The 17,772-nt window shown below is 69.1% G+C and carries 19 protein-coding genes and 1 pseudogene; 9 read left to right on the top strand and 11 right to left on the bottom strand.

The annotated features are described in order from the left end of the window. The first annotated feature begins 216 nt into the window (after positions 1-216). Positions 217-1,191 (top strand): carbohydrate kinase family protein, encoded by a 975-nt coding sequence (locus ACIBF5_RS01975; RefSeq protein WP_396807101.1) that lies wholly within the window; start codon positions 217-219, stop codon positions 1,189-1,191. An 82-nt stretch (positions 1,192-1,273) separates the two neighbouring features. Here the strand turns inward: ACIBF5_RS01975 and ACIBF5_RS01970 are convergent, their stop codons facing one another. Both ACIBF5_RS01970 and ACIBF5_RS01965 read right to left on the bottom strand, forming a co-directional pair. Next, positions 1,274-1,486 (bottom strand): DUF397 domain-containing protein, encoded by a 213-nt coding sequence (locus tag ACIBF5_RS01970; protein WP_396807099.1) that lies wholly within the window; start codon positions 1,484-1,486, stop codon positions 1,274-1,276. An 18-nt stretch (positions 1,487-1,504) separates the two neighbouring features. Further along, positions 1,505-2,353: a helix-turn-helix domain-containing protein gene (locus ACIBF5_RS01965; RefSeq protein WP_396807097.1), complete on the bottom strand. Its 849-nt coding sequence runs from the start codon at positions 2,351-2,353 to the stop codon at positions 1,505-1,507. Between the two features lie 111 nt (positions 2,354-2,464). On the opposite strand from ACIBF5_RS01965, the gene ACIBF5_RS01960 reads away from it, so the two are divergent. After that, complete coding sequence (locus ACIBF5_RS01960) at positions 2,465-2,848, top strand: hypothetical protein (protein WP_396807095.1); 384 nt, start codon at positions 2,465-2,467, stop codon at positions 2,846-2,848. Here the strand turns inward: ACIBF5_RS01960 and ACIBF5_RS01955 are convergent. Next, positions 2,824-3,066: a sulfurtransferase TusA family protein gene (locus ACIBF5_RS01955; RefSeq protein ID WP_396807093.1), complete on the bottom strand. Its 243-nt coding sequence runs from the start codon at positions 3,064-3,066 to the stop codon at positions 2,824-2,826. The genes ACIBF5_RS01960 and ACIBF5_RS01955 overlap by 25 nt on opposite strands. Next, complete coding sequence (locus ACIBF5_RS01950) at positions 3,063-4,235, bottom strand: cysteine desulfurase family protein (protein WP_396807091.1); 1,173 nt, start codon at positions 4,233-4,235, stop codon at positions 3,063-3,065. The genes ACIBF5_RS01955 and ACIBF5_RS01950 overlap by 4 nt, the downstream gene beginning before the upstream one ends. Before the next feature lie 166 nt (positions 4,236-4,401). Here ACIBF5_RS01950 and coxB point away from each other — a divergent pair, with 166 nt between their 5' ends. Together coxB and ACIBF5_RS01940 are read left to right on the top strand one after the other, a co-directional pair. After that, entirely contained in the window at positions 4,402-5,346 is a 945-nt protein-coding gene (gene coxB, locus ACIBF5_RS01945; protein ID WP_396807090.1) for a cytochrome c oxidase subunit II, read from the top strand. An 8-nt stretch (positions 5,347-5,354) separates the two neighbouring features. Beyond that, entirely contained in the window at positions 5,355-5,780 is a 426-nt protein-coding gene (locus ACIBF5_RS01940) for a cytochrome c oxidase subunit 4 (protein ID WP_396807089.1), read from the top strand. Between the two features lie 270 nt (positions 5,781-6,050). Here the strand turns inward: ACIBF5_RS01940 and trpD are convergent, their stop codons facing one another. From trpD to ACIBF5_RS01925, 3 genes are all read right to left on the bottom strand, one after another. Then, positions 6,051-7,115, bottom strand: coding sequence for an anthranilate phosphoribosyltransferase (gene trpD / locus ACIBF5_RS01935; protein WP_396807088.1), 1,065 nt, complete (start codon positions 7,113-7,115; stop codon positions 6,051-6,053). Between the two features lie 96 nt (positions 7,116-7,211). After that, the gene (locus ACIBF5_RS01930; protein WP_396807086.1) at positions 7,212-7,613 is read right to left on the bottom strand and encodes a hypothetical protein; all 402 of its coding nucleotides are present in this window, start codon (positions 7,611-7,613) and stop codon (positions 7,212-7,214) included. Positions 7,614-7,784: 171 nt separating this feature from the next. Beyond that, a complete protein-coding gene (locus ACIBF5_RS01925; protein WP_396807084.1) occupies positions 7,785-8,753 on the bottom strand; it encodes a cytochrome c oxidase assembly protein in 969 nt (322 codons plus the stop codon). Between the two features lie 109 nt (positions 8,754-8,862). On the opposite strand from ACIBF5_RS01925, the gene ACIBF5_RS01920 reads away from it, so the two are divergent. From ACIBF5_RS01920 to ACIBF5_RS01900, 5 genes are all read left to right on the top strand, one after another. Continuing rightward, positions 8,863-9,462, top strand: a complete 600-nt coding sequence (locus ACIBF5_RS01920; RefSeq protein ID WP_396807082.1) for a heme-copper oxidase subunit III — start codon at positions 8,863-8,865, stop codon at positions 9,460-9,462. Positions 9,463-9,536: 74 nt separating this feature from the next. Further along, positions 9,537-10,421: a cytochrome c gene (locus tag ACIBF5_RS01915; RefSeq protein ID WP_396807080.1), complete on the top strand. Its 885-nt coding sequence runs from the start codon at positions 9,537-9,539 to the stop codon at positions 10,419-10,421. Continuing rightward, on the top strand, positions 10,418-11,503 hold the full coding sequence (locus ACIBF5_RS01910; RefSeq protein WP_396807078.1) for a ubiquinol-cytochrome c reductase iron-sulfur subunit: 1,086 nt from the start codon (positions 10,418-10,420) through the stop codon (positions 11,501-11,503). The genes ACIBF5_RS01915 and ACIBF5_RS01910 overlap by 4 nt, the downstream gene beginning before the upstream one ends. Continuing rightward, positions 11,500-13,125, top strand: coding sequence for a cytochrome bc complex cytochrome b subunit (locus ACIBF5_RS01905; RefSeq protein ID WP_396807076.1), 1,626 nt, complete (start codon positions 11,500-11,502; stop codon positions 13,123-13,125). The genes ACIBF5_RS01910 and ACIBF5_RS01905 overlap by 4 nt, the downstream gene beginning before the upstream one ends. A gap of 254 nt (positions 13,126-13,379) precedes the next feature. Next, complete coding sequence (locus ACIBF5_RS01900) at positions 13,380-14,063, top strand: DUF4142 domain-containing protein (protein WP_396807074.1); 684 nt, start codon at positions 13,380-13,382, stop codon at positions 14,061-14,063. Positions 14,064-14,179: 116 nt separating this feature from the next. Here ACIBF5_RS01900 and ACIBF5_RS01895 read toward each other — a convergent pair whose 3' ends face one another. The 4 genes and pseudogenes from ACIBF5_RS01895 to ACIBF5_RS01880 form a co-directional block, all read right to left on the bottom strand. Then, a complete protein-coding gene (locus tag ACIBF5_RS01895; RefSeq protein WP_121155933.1) occupies positions 14,180-14,467 on the bottom strand; it encodes an Lrp/AsnC family transcriptional regulator in 288 nt (95 codons plus the stop codon). Positions 14,468-14,495: 28 nt separating this feature from the next. Beyond that, positions 14,496-15,359 carry an NDP-sugar synthase gene (locus tag ACIBF5_RS01890; RefSeq protein ID WP_396807072.1) on the bottom strand — a complete coding sequence of 288 codons (864 nt, stop codon included), beginning with the start codon at positions 15,357-15,359 and terminating at the stop codon, positions 14,496-14,498. A 31-nt stretch (positions 15,360-15,390) separates the two neighbouring features. Further along, positions 15,391-15,925, bottom strand: a pseudogene (locus ACIBF5_RS01885) (NUDIX hydrolase); the annotation flags it as partial. A 53-nt stretch (positions 15,926-15,978) separates the two neighbouring features. Then, on the bottom strand, positions 15,979-17,769 hold the full coding sequence (locus tag ACIBF5_RS01880; protein WP_396807070.1) for a RelA/SpoT family protein: 1,791 nt from the start codon (positions 17,767-17,769) through the stop codon (positions 15,979-15,981). Positions 17,770-17,772 lie beyond the last annotated feature (3 nt).

The raw sequence follows: 17,772 nt of genomic DNA, 5'->3' as shown, positions 1-17,772 counted from the left end.
ATCAGCGGGGCCTTCCTGTCCGGGAAGGCCCCGCTTTCGTGCACCCGGGGTTGGGGTCAGGGCGGTTAGGAAGGGCCCCTTCCTATACAGAAAACGATAAGAAGGGGCCCTTCCTTACCCCAGCAGGGCTGTTAAGTGACTGACCGGGGGCGGCGGGATGACGGGGCCGGTAGGCTGACTCGGCTGTACAACCCACACCGACGCGAGGGCGCCGATATGAAGATCGCCGTTACCGGCTCGATCGCCACTGATCACCTGATGCACTTCCCTGGTCGATTCGCCGACCAGTTCATCGCCGACCAGTTGCACAAGGTGTCACTCTCCTTCCTCGTCGACGATCTTGTACTCCGGCGCGGCGGCGTAGCGGCCAACATCTCGTTCGGCATGGCCCAGCTCGGGCTGAAGCCGGTCCTGCTCGGGGCGGTCGGCGCCGACTTCGCCGACTACCGGTCCTGGCTGGAGCGGCACGGTGTCGACTGCGACTCGGTGCACGTCAGCGAGATCGCGCACACCGCGCGTTTCGTCTGCACCACCGACCTCGACATGTGCCAGATCGCCTCGTTCTACGCGGGAGCGATGAGCGAGGCTCGCAACATCGAGCTGGCCCCGGTTGCCGACCGGATCGGTGGCCTCGACCTGGTCCTGGTCAGCGCGAACGACCCCGAGGCGATGATCCGCCACTCGGCCGAGTGCCGGGAGCGGGGCTACGCCTTCGCCGCCGACCCGTCCCAGCAGCTCGCCCGGATGGAGGGCGCCGACGTGATCTCCCTGATCGACGGCGCGGACTACCTGATGACCAACGACTACGAGAAGTCGTTGCTGCAGAGCAAGGCCGGGCTCACCGACGCCCAGCTGCTGGAGCGGGTCAAGATCCGGGTCACCACGCTGGGCAAGGACGGCGTGGAGATCGCCGGCCGGGACTTCGCCACGTTCCGGGTGCCGATCGCCCGCGAGATCGAGGCATCCGACCCGACCGGTGTCGGCGACGGCTTCCGGGCCGGTTTCTTCGCCGCGCTCTCCTGGGGGCTCGGCCTGGAGCGGGCCGCCCAGGTCGGGTCGCTGCTCGCCACCCTGGTGCTGGAAACCGTCGGAACCCAGGAGTACGAGGTGCGCCGCGACCTCTTCGTGAAGCGCCTGGCGGAGTCGTACGGGGACCAGGCCGCCGAGGACGTCCAGCCGTACCTGAACTGACCGGTCCCTTCCTGCCGGGTGATGACCTTCGCCCGGCAGGAAGGAGGCGGGTCAGGTGCGGGGACCGGTCAGACCCGAGAACTCATCGCGCGGCTGGGCGTGATCCCGTCTGGGTGAGGAAAGTGGTCCAGGCGGAGCGGTCGAAGAGGAGTACGGGGCCGGACGGGTCCTTGCTGTCGCGTACGGCGACCGATCCGATCGGGGTGGGCAGGATCGCGCACTCGACACAGTCACCGTTGTTGGCGCTGCGGCTGCTCTTGACCCAGTGGGCGTGGCTCAGGTCGGGGGTGGACACGAGGGGCCTCCGGGGTGGCTAGGCCAGACCGGCCAGCTCCCGGATCATCGCCCGTGAATCGGCGGGGGAGAGGGCGACCTGGCGCAGGTTCTCTGCCACCATGCTATAAGTCCGGACGCTGTCCGGGTCCTGCACGTACATCGCCCCGTCGAGCAGTTCGGTGTAGGCGATCGGCCGGACCTTGCCGAACTCCAGCACCACGAACTTGCCGATCGGCGTCGCCGGGTGCGGACCGTCCTCGGGGCGGATCACCTGGACCGTGACGTTCGGCAGCTCGGACATGGTGACCAGGTGGGCGAGCTGGTCGCGGCGGGTCTGGTCGCCGTTGACCCGCAGCCGCAGCGCCGCCTCGCCGATCACCGCGTGCAGGGTCAGTGGCTCGTCCTCGGTCAACCGGCGGGCGCGGGTCTGGCGGAACGAGACGAACCGCTCGGCGTGGTCGGGGCGGACGAAGCCGGTGCCGATGGTGAGCGCCTGGGCGTACTCCTCGGTCTGCAACAGCCCGGGGATCACCATGGACTCGAAGACGAACGCACCCTCGGCCAGTCCTTCGAGACCGACGTAGGTCTTGAACCAGCCCGGCATCACGTTCGCCCACGGCGCCCACCAGGTCTTGGCGTCGGAGCGGGTGGCGAGCGAGGTGAGCCGTTCGATCGCCGGCCCGTCGGCGCCACAGGTCCGCAGCACGGTCGCGATGTCATCCGGGAACTGCTGGTAGCGACCGCTCTCCATGTGCCCGAGCTTCGGCTTGCCGATGCCGGTCGCGGCGGCCAACTCGCTCAGCGACATCGGTACGTCGCGCCGGTAGCGGCTCAGTTCGGCGCCGATCAGCCAGCGCAGCGCGGAAGGGTCGGTACGAGCGACCACGGGCAGCCTCACCTTCATCGGGATCGATACGAAGCATCATCCCGGTGACCCTTCCATTACGCAAGGGACTCGACTATACGTATAGCAACGAGTCACGTGTAGGAGGTTGCGATGGATGACACCAAGCCCCGGCTGCCCGCCCCGCCGCAGGACGACCAACCCCTCGGTACCCCCGAGGAGTTCCACCAGCTCATGACCGACCTGGCTGCCGATCACGCGCCCCGGCGCTTCGCCATCTACGAGGAGTACGGCGACCGCGTCGACGGTCGGATCTACGCCTGGGGCCTCGCGTTCGAGGACCACGCCTGGCTCGGCGCCGACGACAGAAGCTTCACCGGGAGGTTCGCCAACGCGCAGAACGCGGTCCGGATCCTGGCCCGTACCGGCCGGCAGTTGCGTCTGACCTGGATCGACCAGCCCTCAGCCGCGTACGTGACCGACCAACCCGTGCCGCCGCCGCGCAACGAGGGTCACTGGAGGCGGCGTAGGTCGTAGGCGGGGGAGCCGTCGAGTGTCGTCGCCGCCACGAACTCCTGGCCGCGCATCCGGCACCACGCCGGAAAGTCGAGCGCGGCGGCCGGGTCGTCGGCGAGCACCCGGAGCACCGCGCCGACCGGCAGTTCGGGCATGTGACGGGCCGCCGCGATCACCGGCAGCGGGCAACGCTGGCCCCGGCAGTCGAGCACCTCGACGGGATCGGTCGGCCCGGTCACAGCCCGACCACCCCGGCCTCGGCGCGCAGGTCGGCGACGACCGTCGGCAACTCGGCCAGGAAACGGTCCACCTCGGCGGCGCTGCTCTCGCGGTGCAACGAGATCCGTACGTTGCCGTGTGACAACACTCCCATCGCCGCGAGCACGTGCGACGGCTCCAGCGTCGACGAGGTGCAGGAGGAACCGGAGGAGACCGCGAACCCCCGCCGGTCCAGCGCGTGCAGCAGCGCCTCGCCGTCGACGTACAGGCAGGAGAAGGTGACCAGGTGCGGCAGCCGGTCGTCCGGGTCGCCCACCACCTCGACGTCCGGCACGGTCGTGGCGACCGTCGCCCGGATCCGGTCCACCAGCGGCGCGAGCCGGGCCGCCTCGGTGGCGGCGTCGGCGTTCGCCGCCCGCAGCGCGGCGGCGGCGGCCACGATCGCCGGCAGGTTCGCCACCCCCGGGGTACGCCCCGCCTCCCGCTCGTCCGCCGGATACGGCGACAGCCAGCGGGTGCCCTTGCGGACCACCAGGATCCCCACCCCCGGCGGTCCGCCCCACTTGTGCGCGCTCGCCGACAGCACCGACCAGCCCGCCGGCACCGGCACCCGGCCGACCGACTGGGCGGCGTCCACGTAGAGCGGCACCCCGGCTGCGGCGCAGACCTCGGCCGCCGCCGCCACCGGCTGGATCGTGCCGACCTCGTGACTGGCGGTGATCAGTGCGGCGAGCGCCACCCCGGGTGCGGTCACCGCCGCCGACCAGGCCGCCGGGTCGATCCGTCCGAGGGTGTCCACCGGTACGGAGACCGCCTCGCCGCCAGCGGACACGTGCTGCTGCGCCGCGTGCAGCACAGCGGAGTGCTCGATCGCCGAGTGCACCAGCGTGGCCCCGGCGCGGCGACGTCCGGCCAACCCGCCGAGTACGGCGGCGTGCGCCGCGGTCGTACCGCTGGCGGTGAAGGAGAGCTCGTCCGGGCGTACCCCCAGGATCTCGGCGGTCGCGGCCCGCGCCGCGTCGAGTAGCTGGCGTGCCCGGCGGGCCTGTGTGTAAAGCTTGGCCGGGTCGGCCCAGCCGTCGGTGAGTGCGGCGAGCAGGGCCTGACGGGCCACCGGATGCAGTGGTGCGGCGGTGGCGGTGTCGAAGTAGACCGGCGTGGCGCTCTCCGGTGATGGCGCGGCATTCACAGCGCAACGGTAACCTGCGGGCGATCGAGCAAGATCCCCATTGGGGGACAGTCTGACCCCAGAGCTGTCGGACCCGCAATGGTCGAGTAATCTGCGACCGTCGGTGACGCCTTTGCTGTTGGTTGGGAAAAGAGACACCAGCGGCGCGCTAGGGAGGCAGGACCAGGTGGTCACAAGGGGTTCAGATGTACGGCCCACGGCCGGAAGGCGCAGCCAACGGCGTAATGCCGTCCGGCTCGCCGGGCTCGGTGTCGGTGGCGCGGCGCTGCTGACCCTGCTCACGGGTTGTGACGTCGGCAAGGCGGTTCACGGCTTCGGTTGGCCGCAGGGCGGGATCACGCCGCAGTCGCACCGGATGTACGACCTCTGGATCGCGTCGGCGATCGCCGCGCTCGCGGTCGGCGTCTTCGTCTGGGGCCTCATCTTCTGGTGCATCATCCGTTACCGCAAGCGCGGTGACTCGCTGCCGGTGCAGACCCGGTTCAACATGCCGATGGAGTTCCTTTACACCATCGCGCCGGTGCTGATCGTGGCAGTTCTCTTCTACTACACCGCGATCATTCAGACCGACGTCGACCGGACGTCGAAGAATCCGGATGTGACCGTCGAGGTCGTCGCCTTCAAGTGGAACTGGCAGTTCAACTACCGCGACGGTGTCGGCCCGGACGCGAACACCGTCGCCTCCACGCTCGGCACCACCGAGGTGATTCCGGTGCTGGTCCTGCCGACCGACCGGACCATCCGGTTCGAGGAGACCAGCAAGGACGTCATCCACTCGTTCTGGGTGCCAGAGCTGCTGTTCAAGCGGGACGTTTTCCCGGGCAACGTACGCAACGTCTTCGAGGTCACCCGGTTGACCAGCGAGGGCGCGTACGTGGGTCGTTGCGCCGAACTCTGCGGCACCTACCACTCGATGATGAACTTCGAGCTGCGGGTGGTCTCGCCGGCCGAGTACGACCAGTTCCTCGCCGCGAAGAAGGCCGGCCAGTCGACCCAGGACGCGCTCATCGCGATCGGCGAGAACCCGCTCGCCACGAAGACCGAGCCGTTCAAGACCCGGCGTGACGAGAACAACTTCAACAAGACCAGCGCCGCCGGCGTGGGAAGCTGAGGACGGGCATGAAGTCTGAGTGGCGCCTCTTCGGCATCATCGCGGTCTTTCTGTTCATCGCCACCTTCGTCTACGCGGGTTGGACCGATGGCCAGATGGGCCACGTCGACTGGATCGGCAGCACCGCGCTGGCACTGTCCACCCTGCTGCTGGTGATGCTCGGCGGGTTCTTCTGGTTCGTCTCCCGGCGGATCGAACTCCGTCCGGAGGACCGGCCGGACGCGGAGATCGCCGAGGGCGCGGGGGAAATCGGCTTCTTCAGCCCCGGCAGCTACTGGCCGTTCGGCCTCGCCGTCGCGGCCAGCATCACCGGCCTCGGCCTGGTGTTCTGGCTGTGGTGGCTGATCCTGGTGGGCATGGTCACGGTGATCTTCTCCGCCTGCGGTCTGCTCTTCGAGTACTACACCGGCACCCGGCGCACCGCCGAGCACTGAGCCGGCGGGCCGACCCCGGCCCGTATGCACCTCGCCGTATCGCCGTCGACCGGGGATCCGCAGCGATGGTCTGACTGAAGGTCAGCCACCGCCCGGACCCCGGTCGACGGCTTTTCCGGCGTGTACGGTCAGGAGCCCATGCCGTCCTGACCGGCTCCGGTGTTTCCGGCGCGCGGAGAATCCGCAGGTGGCGGGCGGGAACTGGCCTCAGCGGCTGGTAGCCGCGTTTTCAGCCGAGGTTGGTGCCCGGAGAGTGCCGGCGGGCCGAGCTCAGCTCTCCTCGGCAGCCTTGGCTGCGGTGGCGACCTCGATCCAGCGGTCGAGTGTCCGTGCGGCGGCGCCGGAGTCGATCGACTCCGCCGCGACCCGGAGGCCCTCGCCCATCGTCTTCGTCAGGTCGCCGTCCAGGCCCCACTGGGCAGCCAACGCCGCCGCGGAATTGACCAGCACCGCGTCCCGGACCGGCCCGGTCTCACCGGCGAGCAGCCGTCGGGCCGCGTCGGCGTTGAAGGTCGCGTCCCCGCCGCGCAGGTCGCCCGGGGCGGAACGGGGCAGCCCGAGGTCGACCGCGTCGAGCACCGACTCGGTCACCCGGCCCCGGTTGGCGATCCAGACCCGGGTCGGCGCGGCGGTGCTGAACTCGTCCAGCCCGTCATCACCCCGCATCACCAGCACCGAATCACCACGGGCGGCGAACACGCCGGCCATGACCGGTGCCATCCGAGGGTCGAAGCAGCCGACAGCGGCGGCCCGAGGACGGCCCGGATTGGTCAGCGGACCGAGGAAGTTGAACGCGGTCGGCACGCCGAGCTCCCGGCGCGGAACCGCGGCGTGTCTCATGCCGGGATGGAACCGGGACGCGAAACAGAAGCCGATGCCGGCCTCCGTGACACAGTGCGCCACCCCGGCCGGGCCGAGGTCGAGCGGGATGCCGAGGAACTCCAGCAGGTCGGCGGCGCCACACGAGGAGGAGGCGGCCCGGTTGCCGTGTTTGATCACACGTACCCCGGCGCCGGCGACCACCATCGCGGTCATGGTGGAGATGTTCACCGTGTGCGCCCGGTCCCCGCCGGTGCCGACCACGTCGACCGCGCTGGCGCGTACCTCGTCCGGCAGTTCGACCGGGACCGCCCGGCCGAGCATCGCCTCGACCAGCCCGGCCAGCTCGCCAGAGGTTTCACCCTTGGCCCGCAGCGCCATCGCGAAGCCGGCGATCTGGGCCGTGGTCGCCGAGCCGGACATGATCTCGCCCATGGCCCAGGCCGTGTCGCCGGTGGACAGTTCCTCGGCGCGGAGCAACGCGGCGAGGAGGTTTGACCAGGTCCGTTCGCCCATGATGGGCCTCCCGAGCGGGGGTTGGGATACGGGCTGTGCCAGGGTGTCCACGGTGCGTCAGGCCGAGCCGGGCCACGGAGCGCGGCCGGTCGGGCGTCAGGCCGCGGCGCTCGCGCGTACGCGCAGCAGGTCGGCGACGGTCCGGCCGGTGGTCACCGGGTCGAGCGGGTGCACCAGGGTCGCGTCGACCTGGGCGTACGCCGCCAGCCAGCGGTCCGCCGCACGGGCGATCACCACACAGGTCGGCGGCGCGTCCTCGCGGTCGTCCTTGATCTGGCGGGCGATGCCGATGCCGCCAGCCGGGGAGGCCTCACCGTCGAGCAGCATCAGGTCGATCTCGTAGTCGTCCACCAGCCGCACGCACTCCTCGTAGGTCGAGGCGTCGGTGAACTCGACCTTGAGGTCGCTGGCCGGACGGGTGCCCACGGCGAGGCGCATCCGGTCCCGAACCTGCGGGTCGTCGCTGTAGAGCAGGACGGTGTAAAGGCGTTCGGTCATCGGTCCCAGGGCTCCCACGTCGTAGCTGCCCGCTGATCGTACCGGTCCCGGCGCGGCGGGCCGGCTCCCCCCGTGACCCGGGGCCGGTCATGCCCGGATGGCGGGACCGGCGCGGCGCGCTCCACATGGGTGGGCCGCGCCCCGGCGGCCCCGAACCGAGGTCGCGGTAGCTCAGGTGGCGGTGCCGCCGGAGGCCGCCGCGGCGGCCCGTTCGCGGGCTTCCTGACGGTCGAGTTCACGGTCGATCCGGCGGGCTTCCCTCTCGGACTGGCGGACCCACTGGAGCACCAGAACCGCGATCATCGTCACGCTGACGAACTCGCCGCCGGCCCAGAGCACACCGCCGGCGACCTTCTGGTCGGCCCACGGGTCGGCCCAGCCGAGCGCCAGCGACGGATACCAGTCGCCACCGAAGAGGGTGGAACTCTGCATCACGGTGAGCCCCAGCACGGTGTGGAACGGCACCGATAGCAGCATCAGTAGCGCCCGTGCCGGGTACGGCCACCGGTTGGGCAGCGGGTCGTGCCCGACCAGCGGCCAGAAGAACAGGCAGCCGGTCAGGATGAAGTGGGCGTGGATGAGTTCGTGCGCGAACGGATGCTCCAGGGTGATCCGGTAGAGCCCCGTGAAATAGAGCACGAACGGGTTGACCACGAACAGGCCGAAGGCGAAGAGCGGGAACGAGAAGACCCGGGCCACCCGGCTGTGCAGCACCGCCAGTAGGCGGCGGCGTGGCGCGCCGGTGAGCGTACGCAGCGCCAGGGTGATCGGCGCGCCGAGCGCCAGGAAGATCGGCGCGATCATCGAGAGCACCATGTGCTGGATCATGTGTACGGAGAGCAACGTGGTGTCGTACGCGTGCAGTCCGCTCACCGTGACCGCCGCGACCGATCCCAGTCCGGGGCCGATGAAAAGCACTGTCCGGGAGACCGGCCAGTGGTCGCCCCGAACCCGTAACCGGTGGACGCCGTACAGGTAGAGCCCGGCGGCGAGGACCAGGCCAACGGCGATCCAGCCGTCCAACCTCGTCTGGGTGAAGATCGTGGAAACGGTGAACGGAGGCGGATTGGTGGCCTCGCCTGACGCCAGGGTCGGTGTCAAGGTCGAGGTGAGAGTGTGGATCGGATCGACGCGCAGCACGTTTTTCAGGCTAGGCCAGTCGAACCCGGCAAGGTTAGCTACCCCGGATCTCGTGCCGGTTTTGCCACCCCGAGGATCGCGGGTGCTGATCGGGGGCAATAATGACCGCGTGACAGCGGCCCCAGCCATTGACAAGAGCCGGATCCACTCTCTGACGCGTCCAAACATGGTCAGCGTCGGGACGATCGTGTGGCTCTCCAGCGAACTGATGTTCTTCGCGGCGCTCTTCGCGATGTACTTCTCCATCCGCGCGGCTGCGCCGGAACAGTGGGAGAAGCACACCGAGGTGCTCAAGGTTCCGTACGCGACGACGTTCACGGTGATCCTGGTGTTGTCCTCGGTCACCTGCCAGCTTGGCGTCTTCGCCGCGGAGCGGGGTGACGTGCACGCGCTGCGGCGCTGGTTCACGCTCACCTTCGTGATGGGCCTGATCTTCGTGCTTGGTCAGCTCAACGAGTACCGCAACCTGGTGCACGAGGGCGTCAAGATCAACGAGGATGGCTACGGGTCGATGTTCTATCTGACCACCGGCTTCCACGGCCTACACGTCACCGGCGGTCTGATCGCGTTCATCATCTTCATGATGCGTACCACCATGGGCCGGTTCACTCCGGCTCAGGCCACCTCGGCGATCGTTGTGTCGTACTACTGGCACTTCGTCGACGTCGTGTGGATCGCGCTGTACGGCATGATCTACTGGCTTCAGTGATCATGGCGCCGTCACCTTGCGCGCCGCCGCCCCGTCCCTGAGAAAAGGTCGAGAAACCGTTAAGGACACAGGCCATGACTTCTGACACCCCCAGCGCGCGGTCCGGTGGCCCCGGGACGCGGGCCAGCCGGGGCGATCGCCAACGCGGCATCTTCGCGCGATTGCGCGCCAGCCGGTCCGCGCCGCGCAGCCGTGGCCGTCGGCGGCTCGGCGCAACGGTGCGCCTGGTAGCCGCCCTGATCCTGGCCGGCGGTGCCTACACCGTGTTCGCGCCGGGCCTGCAGGCGCAGGACACCCCGCAGTTGTCCGCTGCGGCGCAGGAGGGCAAGGCGCTCTTCGACGTTAGCTGCGTCTCCTGCCACGGCCGCAACGCCCAGGGCATCGAGGGGCGGGGGCCGAGCCTGATCGGCGTCGGTTCCGCCTCGGTCGAGTTCCAGGTGAGTTCCGGCCGGATGCCGCTGGGACGCCAGGAGGCCCAGGCCGAGCGGAAGCCCCCGGTCTTCGACGAGACCCAGACCGCCCAGCTCGGCGCGTACGTCCAGGAGCTCGGCGGCGGGCCGCAGATCCCGGAGCACGACCTGCGGGCCGGCGGCAACGTCGCCGAGGGCGGCGAGCTGTACCGGATCAACTGCGCCGCCTGCCACGGCTTCGGCGGCGGCGGTGGCGCGCTCTCCTCGGGCAAGTTCGCGCCGAACCTCAAGCCGGCCACCGACCGGCAGATCTACGCCGCGATGCTGACCGGCCCGCAGAACATGCCGGTCTTCGGGGACAACCAGATCCGCCCGGACCAGAAGGCCGACATCATCGCGTTCGTTCAGGAGACGCTGAAGCACGAGCAGGACCCGGGCGGCTTCTTCAACCTCGGTCGGTTCGGTCCGTCCACCGAGGGTCTGGCCATCTTCCTGGTAGGCATCGTGGCTCTGGTCTTCACCAGTTTGTGGATTGCGGGGAAGTCGTGAGCGAGCGTACGTCGACACACGGGGCCGAGCAGGAGGAGCTCGATCTGACCGACCCCCGGTTGTCGCACTTCGAGATCATGCGCGAGGGGGCGCGGCGGGACGGCATCGAGATCGTCCACTACGAGCCGCCGTTCCCGGTCCTGGGCACCAAGGCGGAGCGTCGGCTCACCCGTACGATCTCGCTGTTCTTCCTCCTCACCGGCCTGGCCTCGCTCGCGTTCCTGGTGATCTACATCGCCTGGCCGTGGCGGTACGAGCCGGGCAGCGGTGACGACAAGCTCTTCACCCCGCTGCTCGGTCTGACTCTGGGTCTGGCCCTGCTCGGCATCGGCTTCGGCATCCTCGCCTGGGGCAAGAAGCTGTTGCCGAAGGAGGTGTCGATCCAGGGCCGGCACGACGGTGGGTCCAGTGAGACCGACCGGAAGATCGCCGGTAGCACGATCGTCTACATGGCCGAGGAACTCGGCTTCAAGCGTCGGCCGTTGCTCGGCTTCGCCGCCCTGGTCGGCCTCGCGCCGGTCGGAGTGGTGGCGGCGGCGCCGCTGGTCGGTGGTCTGATCAAGCAGCCGCACAAGAACAACCAGATGTTCACCACTGGCTGGGCCCCGCAGGACGGCAAGCTGATCCGGCTAACCCGGGAGGACGGCACGCCGTTGCGTCCCGAGGACATCAGCGCCGGCGGCCAGCTCACCGTCTTCCCGGGCATCGAGGACGGGGTCAGCAACAAGCACGCCGACTCCCCGACACTCCTGATCCACCTGCGCGACGACGATGCCCGCACCGCCCGGACCGCCAACGAGGGCGCGGGACACGGCGACTTCATGTGGGGCAACTACATCGCCTTCTCGAAGATCTGCACGCACGCCGGCTGCCCGGCGAGCCTGTACGAGCAGCAGACCAACCGGCTGCTCTGCCCGTGTCACCAGTCGCAGTTCCTCATCACCAACAACGCCCGGCCAGTCTTCGGGCCCGCCAGCCGTCGCCTGCCTCAGCTGCCGATCGAGGTAGACGCGGATGGCTTCTTCGTGGCGAAGTCCGACTTCACCGAGACCGTCGGGCCCGACTTCTGGGAGCGGCCATGAAGCGCCGGAAATTCGACGTAGCAGCGGTGCCGGGCAAGGCGGCCGGCGAGGTCGATGACCGGCTGCAAGTAGCCACCCCGTTGCGGGCGCTGCTGAACAAGGTCTTCCCGGACCACTGGTCGTTCCTGCTGGGCGAGATCGCGCTCTTCTCGTTCATCGTGCTCCTGCTGACCGGTGTCTTCCTGACCTTCTTCTTCGAGCCCGCGATGACGGAGGTCACCTACAACGGCAGCTACGCGCCGTTGCGGGGGGCGCACATGTCGGCCGCGTACAAGTCGACCCTGGACATCTCGTTCGATGTCCGTGGCGGTCTGATCATGCGGCAGATGCACCACTGGGCCGCCCTGATGTTCATGGCGTCCATCGTGGTGCACATGATGCGGATCTTCTTCACCGGCGCGTTCCGCAAGCCGCGCGAGCTGAACTGGATCATCGGTACGCTGCTCTTCTGGATCGGCTTCCTCGCCGGGTTCAGCGGCTACTCCATTCCGGACGACGGCCTCTCCGGCACCGGCCTGCGGATCGCCTCGGCGATCATGCTCTCCATCCCGGTGATCGGGTCCTGGCTCACCTCGTCGATCTTCGGTGGCGAGTTCCCCGGCGAGATCATCGTCAGCCGGTTCTACATCGCGCACGTGCTGCTGATCCCCGGTCTGCTGCTGGCGCTGATCAGTGCCCACCTGGGCCTGGTCTTCAAGCAGAAGCACACCCAGTGGCCCGGCCCCGGCCGGACCAACGAGAACGTGGTCGGGGAGCGGATGTTCCCTCGCTACGCGTTGAAGCAGGGTGGCTTCTTCATGATCGTCTTCGGCGTGATCGCGCTGCTCGGCGGTCTGTTCCAGATCAACCCGATCTGGCTCTTCGGCCCGTACGAGGCGTGGGTGGTCTCCTCGGCCAGCCAGCCCGACTGGTACGTCATGTTCCTCGACGGGTCGACCCGGTTGATGCCCTCGTGGCAGATCAACATCCCGATCGGCAACGGGTACGTCATCCCGCCGCTGTTCTGGCCGACGGTGGTCCTGCCGGGCATCCTCACCATGTTGCCGATCTTCTACCCGTTCATCGAAGCGCGGTTGAACAAGGACAACAAGATCCACAACCTGCTCGAACGGCCCCGGGACAACCCCAGCCGTACCGCCCTCGGCGCCATGGCGGTCTCGTTCTACCTGGTGCTGACCCTCTCGGGGGCGAACGACGTCATCGCGGACAAGTTCTTCATCAGCCTGAACGCGATGACCTGGGCCGGCCGGATCGGGCTGATCATCGTTCCGCCGCTCGCGTACTACGTCACCTACCGGCTCTGCCTGGGTCTCCAGCAGCACGACCGTGAAGTGCTGGTGCACGGTGTGGAGACCGGCATCATCCGGCGGCTGCCGGACGGTCGCTTCATTGAGGTGCACCAGCCGCTGGCCGACACCGACGAGCACGGTCACGGCGAACTCCCGTACGTCGGCTGGGTGGTGCCGAAGAAGATGAACCGGCTGGGTGCACTCGGCCCGGCGGTCAAGGGCTTCTTCTATCCGATCGAGAAGCCGGTCGACGCCCCGGTGTCGCCCGGTCACCCGCCGGTCGATCCGCGGGCAGACCGCGAGGAGATCAGCAGCCGGGGCGGCAACCACTAGCCGTCGCCCCACCGCCTCGAACGTGGCGCCCACCGGGATCTCCGGTGGGCGCCACGCCCGTTTCCGCCCCTTTCCCCCTGTTCGGCCCAGACCGTCCGAGTCTCCCGATCACGAAGTTGCGGCGCTTTCCGTGCCCGTCGACCGCGCCAACTTCATGATCAACCGGGCTGCGCCGGGGAATGGCGGAATTGGCCGCGTGTGTGCTCCGCAACGGGGTAAGCCCCTGCTGTCCAACGATGCGAGGGGGGAAGCACATGTTGGCTGTCAAACGCTTGGGGATCGGCGCCGGTCTGGCGATGCTCGGCCTGGCGCTCGTGGGTCTCGCGCCCGCTACCGCCGCACATGCCGCAACCGCGCCGTCCCAGCAGGATTCGCAGTACCTACAGGCGCTCCACCAGGCCAACCTGGCGGAGATCGCCAGCGGGAACCTGGCCCGCCAGAATGGTACGAACAAACAGGTACAGGACCTGGGGGCACAATTCGTCATGGACCACGCCCAGTTGGATAAGCAGGTGCAGAGCACCGCTTCAGCCGCCGGGGTGACCCTGCCGGACTCGCCAACTCAGGACCAGCAGGCGGTGATCACTCAGTTGCAGGGAACCAGCGGTGCCGCGTTCGACACCCAGTGGATCTCGGCGGAGCTGACCGCGCACCTGAAGAACATCCAGGCGACCCAGACCGAGCTGGCCCAGGGCTCGGACCCGGCCGTGAAGAAGGTGGCCCAGGCCGCCCTGCCGAAGCTGCAGATGCACTTCGACGAACTGCTACAACTGGCCCGGAAGCTGGGCGTTCCGGTGCCGGCGAACCCGTCGGTCGGACCGACCCCGAACCCGAGCGCACCTAGCCCGGGACGTTCCTCGGGATCGCCGAGCCCGAGCGGCACCGGCAGCCAACCTGGTCCGGGGAGCACGCTCTCGCCCAACCCCGGCATCAGCTGACCAAGAGCTGAACCGACCGGAGCGGACCACGTCGCCCGCCAGCCGTCAGGCTGGCGGGCGGCACGTCGTACAGCGTGCTTGCGTGCCGTCCGCCGCGTACCAGGGTGACGGTCGGGTCAGTCCGCGTCGGCCAGGCCGATCGCGAACGCCTCCTCCAGGTCATGCTGGGAGTAGGCCCGGAAGGCGATGTGCGACTCGGTGTTCATCACACCCGGCACCTTCGAGATCCGGCCCGCGATCACCTCGGCGATCTCGTCGAACTCGCGCACCCGGACCACCGCGATCAGGTCCACGTTGCCGGCGACCGAGTAGACCTCACTGACTCCGGGCTGGGCGGCGAGCGCCTCGGCGACCTCCGGAATCGAGTCGGTCGCGCAGTCGATGAGGACGATTGCGGTGATCACCGTAGGGCTCCTTTCGTGGGCCTGCCGCTCATGCTAGAGGGTCACCGACGGTCACGGTCAGCTCGTGGCCGACCCGGATCGCACCCGTCAGCCGTTCTCCGGCCGCCACCACCGCACCCGGCCAGACCACGCAGTCGCGTACGGTCCCGTGGACCTCGGCGCCGGCACCGACCACCGCGCGCGTACACCGCCCCGAAACGGCGGCGGTCGGGTCGACCAGGTTCCCGCCACCGGCGGCGTGCAGGTTCGCGGCAAGGTAGTCGGCGGGGGTGCCGGTGTCCAGGTACGTGCCGGAGAACGGCACCACGGTCAGCTCACCAGCCGCCTCGGCCGGCCGCCACACCGCCCGGACCAGCTCGGCCGGCTCCACCGGCAGATCCCGCACACAGCTCCAGGGCAGCAACGAGAATCCGGCGAACCGGTGACCGTCGAAGCCGTACGGTTCGTCGGGGTCGGTGATCGGCTGCCCGAGCAGGCGTACCGTCCGGCCGTCCCAGCCGGCGAGCAGCGCGGCGATGTCCGGACCGGGCGGTGCCTGCGGGTCGGCGAGATAGGCGTCCGCGTTGCCGACGAGCACGCCCCGCCCGTCGATCCAGTCCCGCAGGTTCGCCACCCCACCGGCGGTGCCGAGCGGTGAACCGGGCTCGACCGAGAGGTACGCCCGGTCGCCGACCTGCCGGACCACCTGCTCGCCGAGGTAGCAGGCGTTGACCGCGACCCGGTTGGGGCCGGTGAAGCCCAGCCCGGCGACCCGGTCCAGGGCCCGTTCCAGCAGCGGTACGTTGCCGACCGGACAGAGCGCCTTCGGCACCCGCTCGGTGAGCGGGCGCAGCCGTGTGCCCTCGCCGGCCGCGAGGATGATGGCGCAGATCCCGCCCGGTACGCCGCTCACGCCGTACTCGCGCCGGATCCGGGGGCGGGGGTGTCCGGGGTGGTGCCGGTGCCGGCGGCATCTGGTGCGGCCAACGGGCCGATGCCGTAGCGGCCGAGCAGACGTGCGGTGGAGGTGGTCAGCCGAGGCAGGTCGTCGAGCGGATGCCAGGCAGCCTCGTAGACCTCGCCACCGTCGACCACCAGCGGTGTGCTGCTGGCCGGCACCCGTGCCTCGAAGACACAGTCGACCCAGCCCTTGAGGTGGACCACCGCGTTCGGCGTGGCCGGGGTGAGCTGCTCCGGAGGCAGCCGGATGCCGGACTCCTCGTACAGCTCACGGGCCGCGCCGACGATCGGCTCCTCGCCGCGCTGGAGGAGCCCGGCGGGAAGGCTCCAGGCCCTGCCCGGCGGTTGGCGCAGCAGCAGCAGGCGACCCGGTGCCGGTGCCTCCGTGTCGTACGTCAACGTCACCGCGCCCACGATGTACTTCGGTACGGCCAGCCGAACCAGCTTGCGGCGTACCGGATGGGGCAGCCGGTAGAACGCGCGGTAGAAAAGGGCCCGGGTAGATCGACGGCTGATCACGCCACCAGGCTAGAGGGCGCCGGGATGTTCCGCGTCCGCTGGGGCACGATGACCTATTCGGGCTGGTCGACCAGGGCGATCAGCCGGTTGACCACCGTGTCGGGCTCGATCGTCCGGTCGACCACCGCGACCAGCATGGTTTCCAGGTCGGGGTAGCCCAGCTCCTCGGAGAGCCGTCGCAACGGCAGGTCGTTGGCGAGGCCACGGTCGTGCTTGCGCAGGGTCAGTCCGATCGTCGCCCGGCCGAGCCGAACCTTGTCCGCGATCGAGATGCCCGGTTCCTGGTGTTCGGCGAAGAACCGGTTGATCTGCATCTGGGCGTGCGGGGACTTGACGAACTCCAACCACTCCCGGCGTGGACCGGACGCGGGCTCGGTCGCCACGTCGACCTCGTCATGTCCGTCCGCCTCGGTGAAAATCTCGACCACGTCGCCCTCGTCGAGCGGGGACGCGAGCGGCACCAGCCGGCCGTTGATCTTCGCGGCGAGGCAGTGGTCACCCTTGTGGATACTCAGCTCGTACGCCAGGTCGACCGGGGTGGAACCGGCGGGGAGCACGATCTGACGACCCTCGGCGAAGACCTGGATCTGGCTCTCGGCGAGGTCCCCGCGCAACGACTGGAGGAACTGCGCCGAGTCCGCGGTCTCCTGCTCCCAGTCCAGCACCCGGCGCAGCCAGTCCAACTGGTCGATGGTGGAGCCGCCGCCACCCGACTGCGGGAACCGGAACTCGGCGGCGATGCCGTACTCGGCGGACTGGTGCATCGCCTTGGTCCGGATCAGCACCTCGACCGTACGTTCCTCCGGGCCGATCACTGTCGTGTGCAGGGAGCGGTAGAGGTTGTTCTTGGGTGAGGCGATGAAGTCCTTGAACCGGCCGGCGACGGGGCGCCACTCCCCATGGATCGCCCCCAGGGCGGCGTAACAGTCGGTGTCCGGGCCGTCCACCACGATCGCGATCCGGGGCAGGTCGAAGGGGACGGAGTGCTCCCCGGCGACGGTGTCCTTCCAGATCGAGTAGTAGTGCCGGGGCCGGGACTCGACCACGCCGACGACCCGGTCGCGGCGCAGCACCACCTTCGCCCGGCCGACGACCTCCTGTAGGTAGCTCGACCATCGTGGACGGTTCGTCACGTGTTCCTCGATCCGGGCGTACTGCTCCGGTTCGAGGTGCATCAGCACCACGTCGTCGAGTTCGCGCTTGAGCGTCTGGATGCCGAGCCGGTCGCAGAGCGGGACCAGCACCTCCAGTGTGGCGCGGGCGATCCGGGCCCGGGAGGAGGGGGAGCGGACCCCGAGCGTACGCATGTTGTGCAGCCGGTCGGCGAGCTTGATGATCAGCACCCGGACGTCCTTGCCAGCCGCGATGATCATCTTGCGGATCGTCTCCGCCTCGGCGGCCTTGCCGTAGAACGCCTTGTCGAACTTGGTCACCCCGTCGACCAGGTGCGCCACCTCGGGTCCGAAGTCGTCGGTCAGCGCCTGGAGCGTGTAGCGGGTGTCCTCCACCGTGTCATGCAGCAGCGCCGCGACCAGAGTGGTGGTGTCCATGCCCAGATCCGCGCAGATCTGCGCCACCGCCAGCGGATGCGTGATGTACGGCTCGCCGCTCTTGCGGAACTGCCCCCGGTGCATGTTCTCCGCGATGGTGTAACCCCGGCGCAGCACGGCGGTGTCGGCGCTCGGATGGATGCCCCGGTGGCTGCGGGCCAACTCCGTCACCGGGTCGTCCTCGGCGGGGGACCAGGAGAGCAGTGACCGCAGCCGTCTGGTCAGCGGCAACTCGCCCGGTCGGGTCGTCGGGGCGCCTCCGAGAGCGGCGCCGCGTCCGGCGTCGACGTCCACGCG

Source organism: Micromonospora sp. NPDC050417, from assembly GCF_044458865.1.
Lineage (GTDB): Bacteria > Actinomycetota > Actinomycetes > Mycobacteriales > Micromonosporaceae > Micromonospora_G.
The sequence above is the reverse complement of the archived record's forward strand: the minus strand, read 5'-3'. Positions and strand labels throughout refer to the sequence as shown.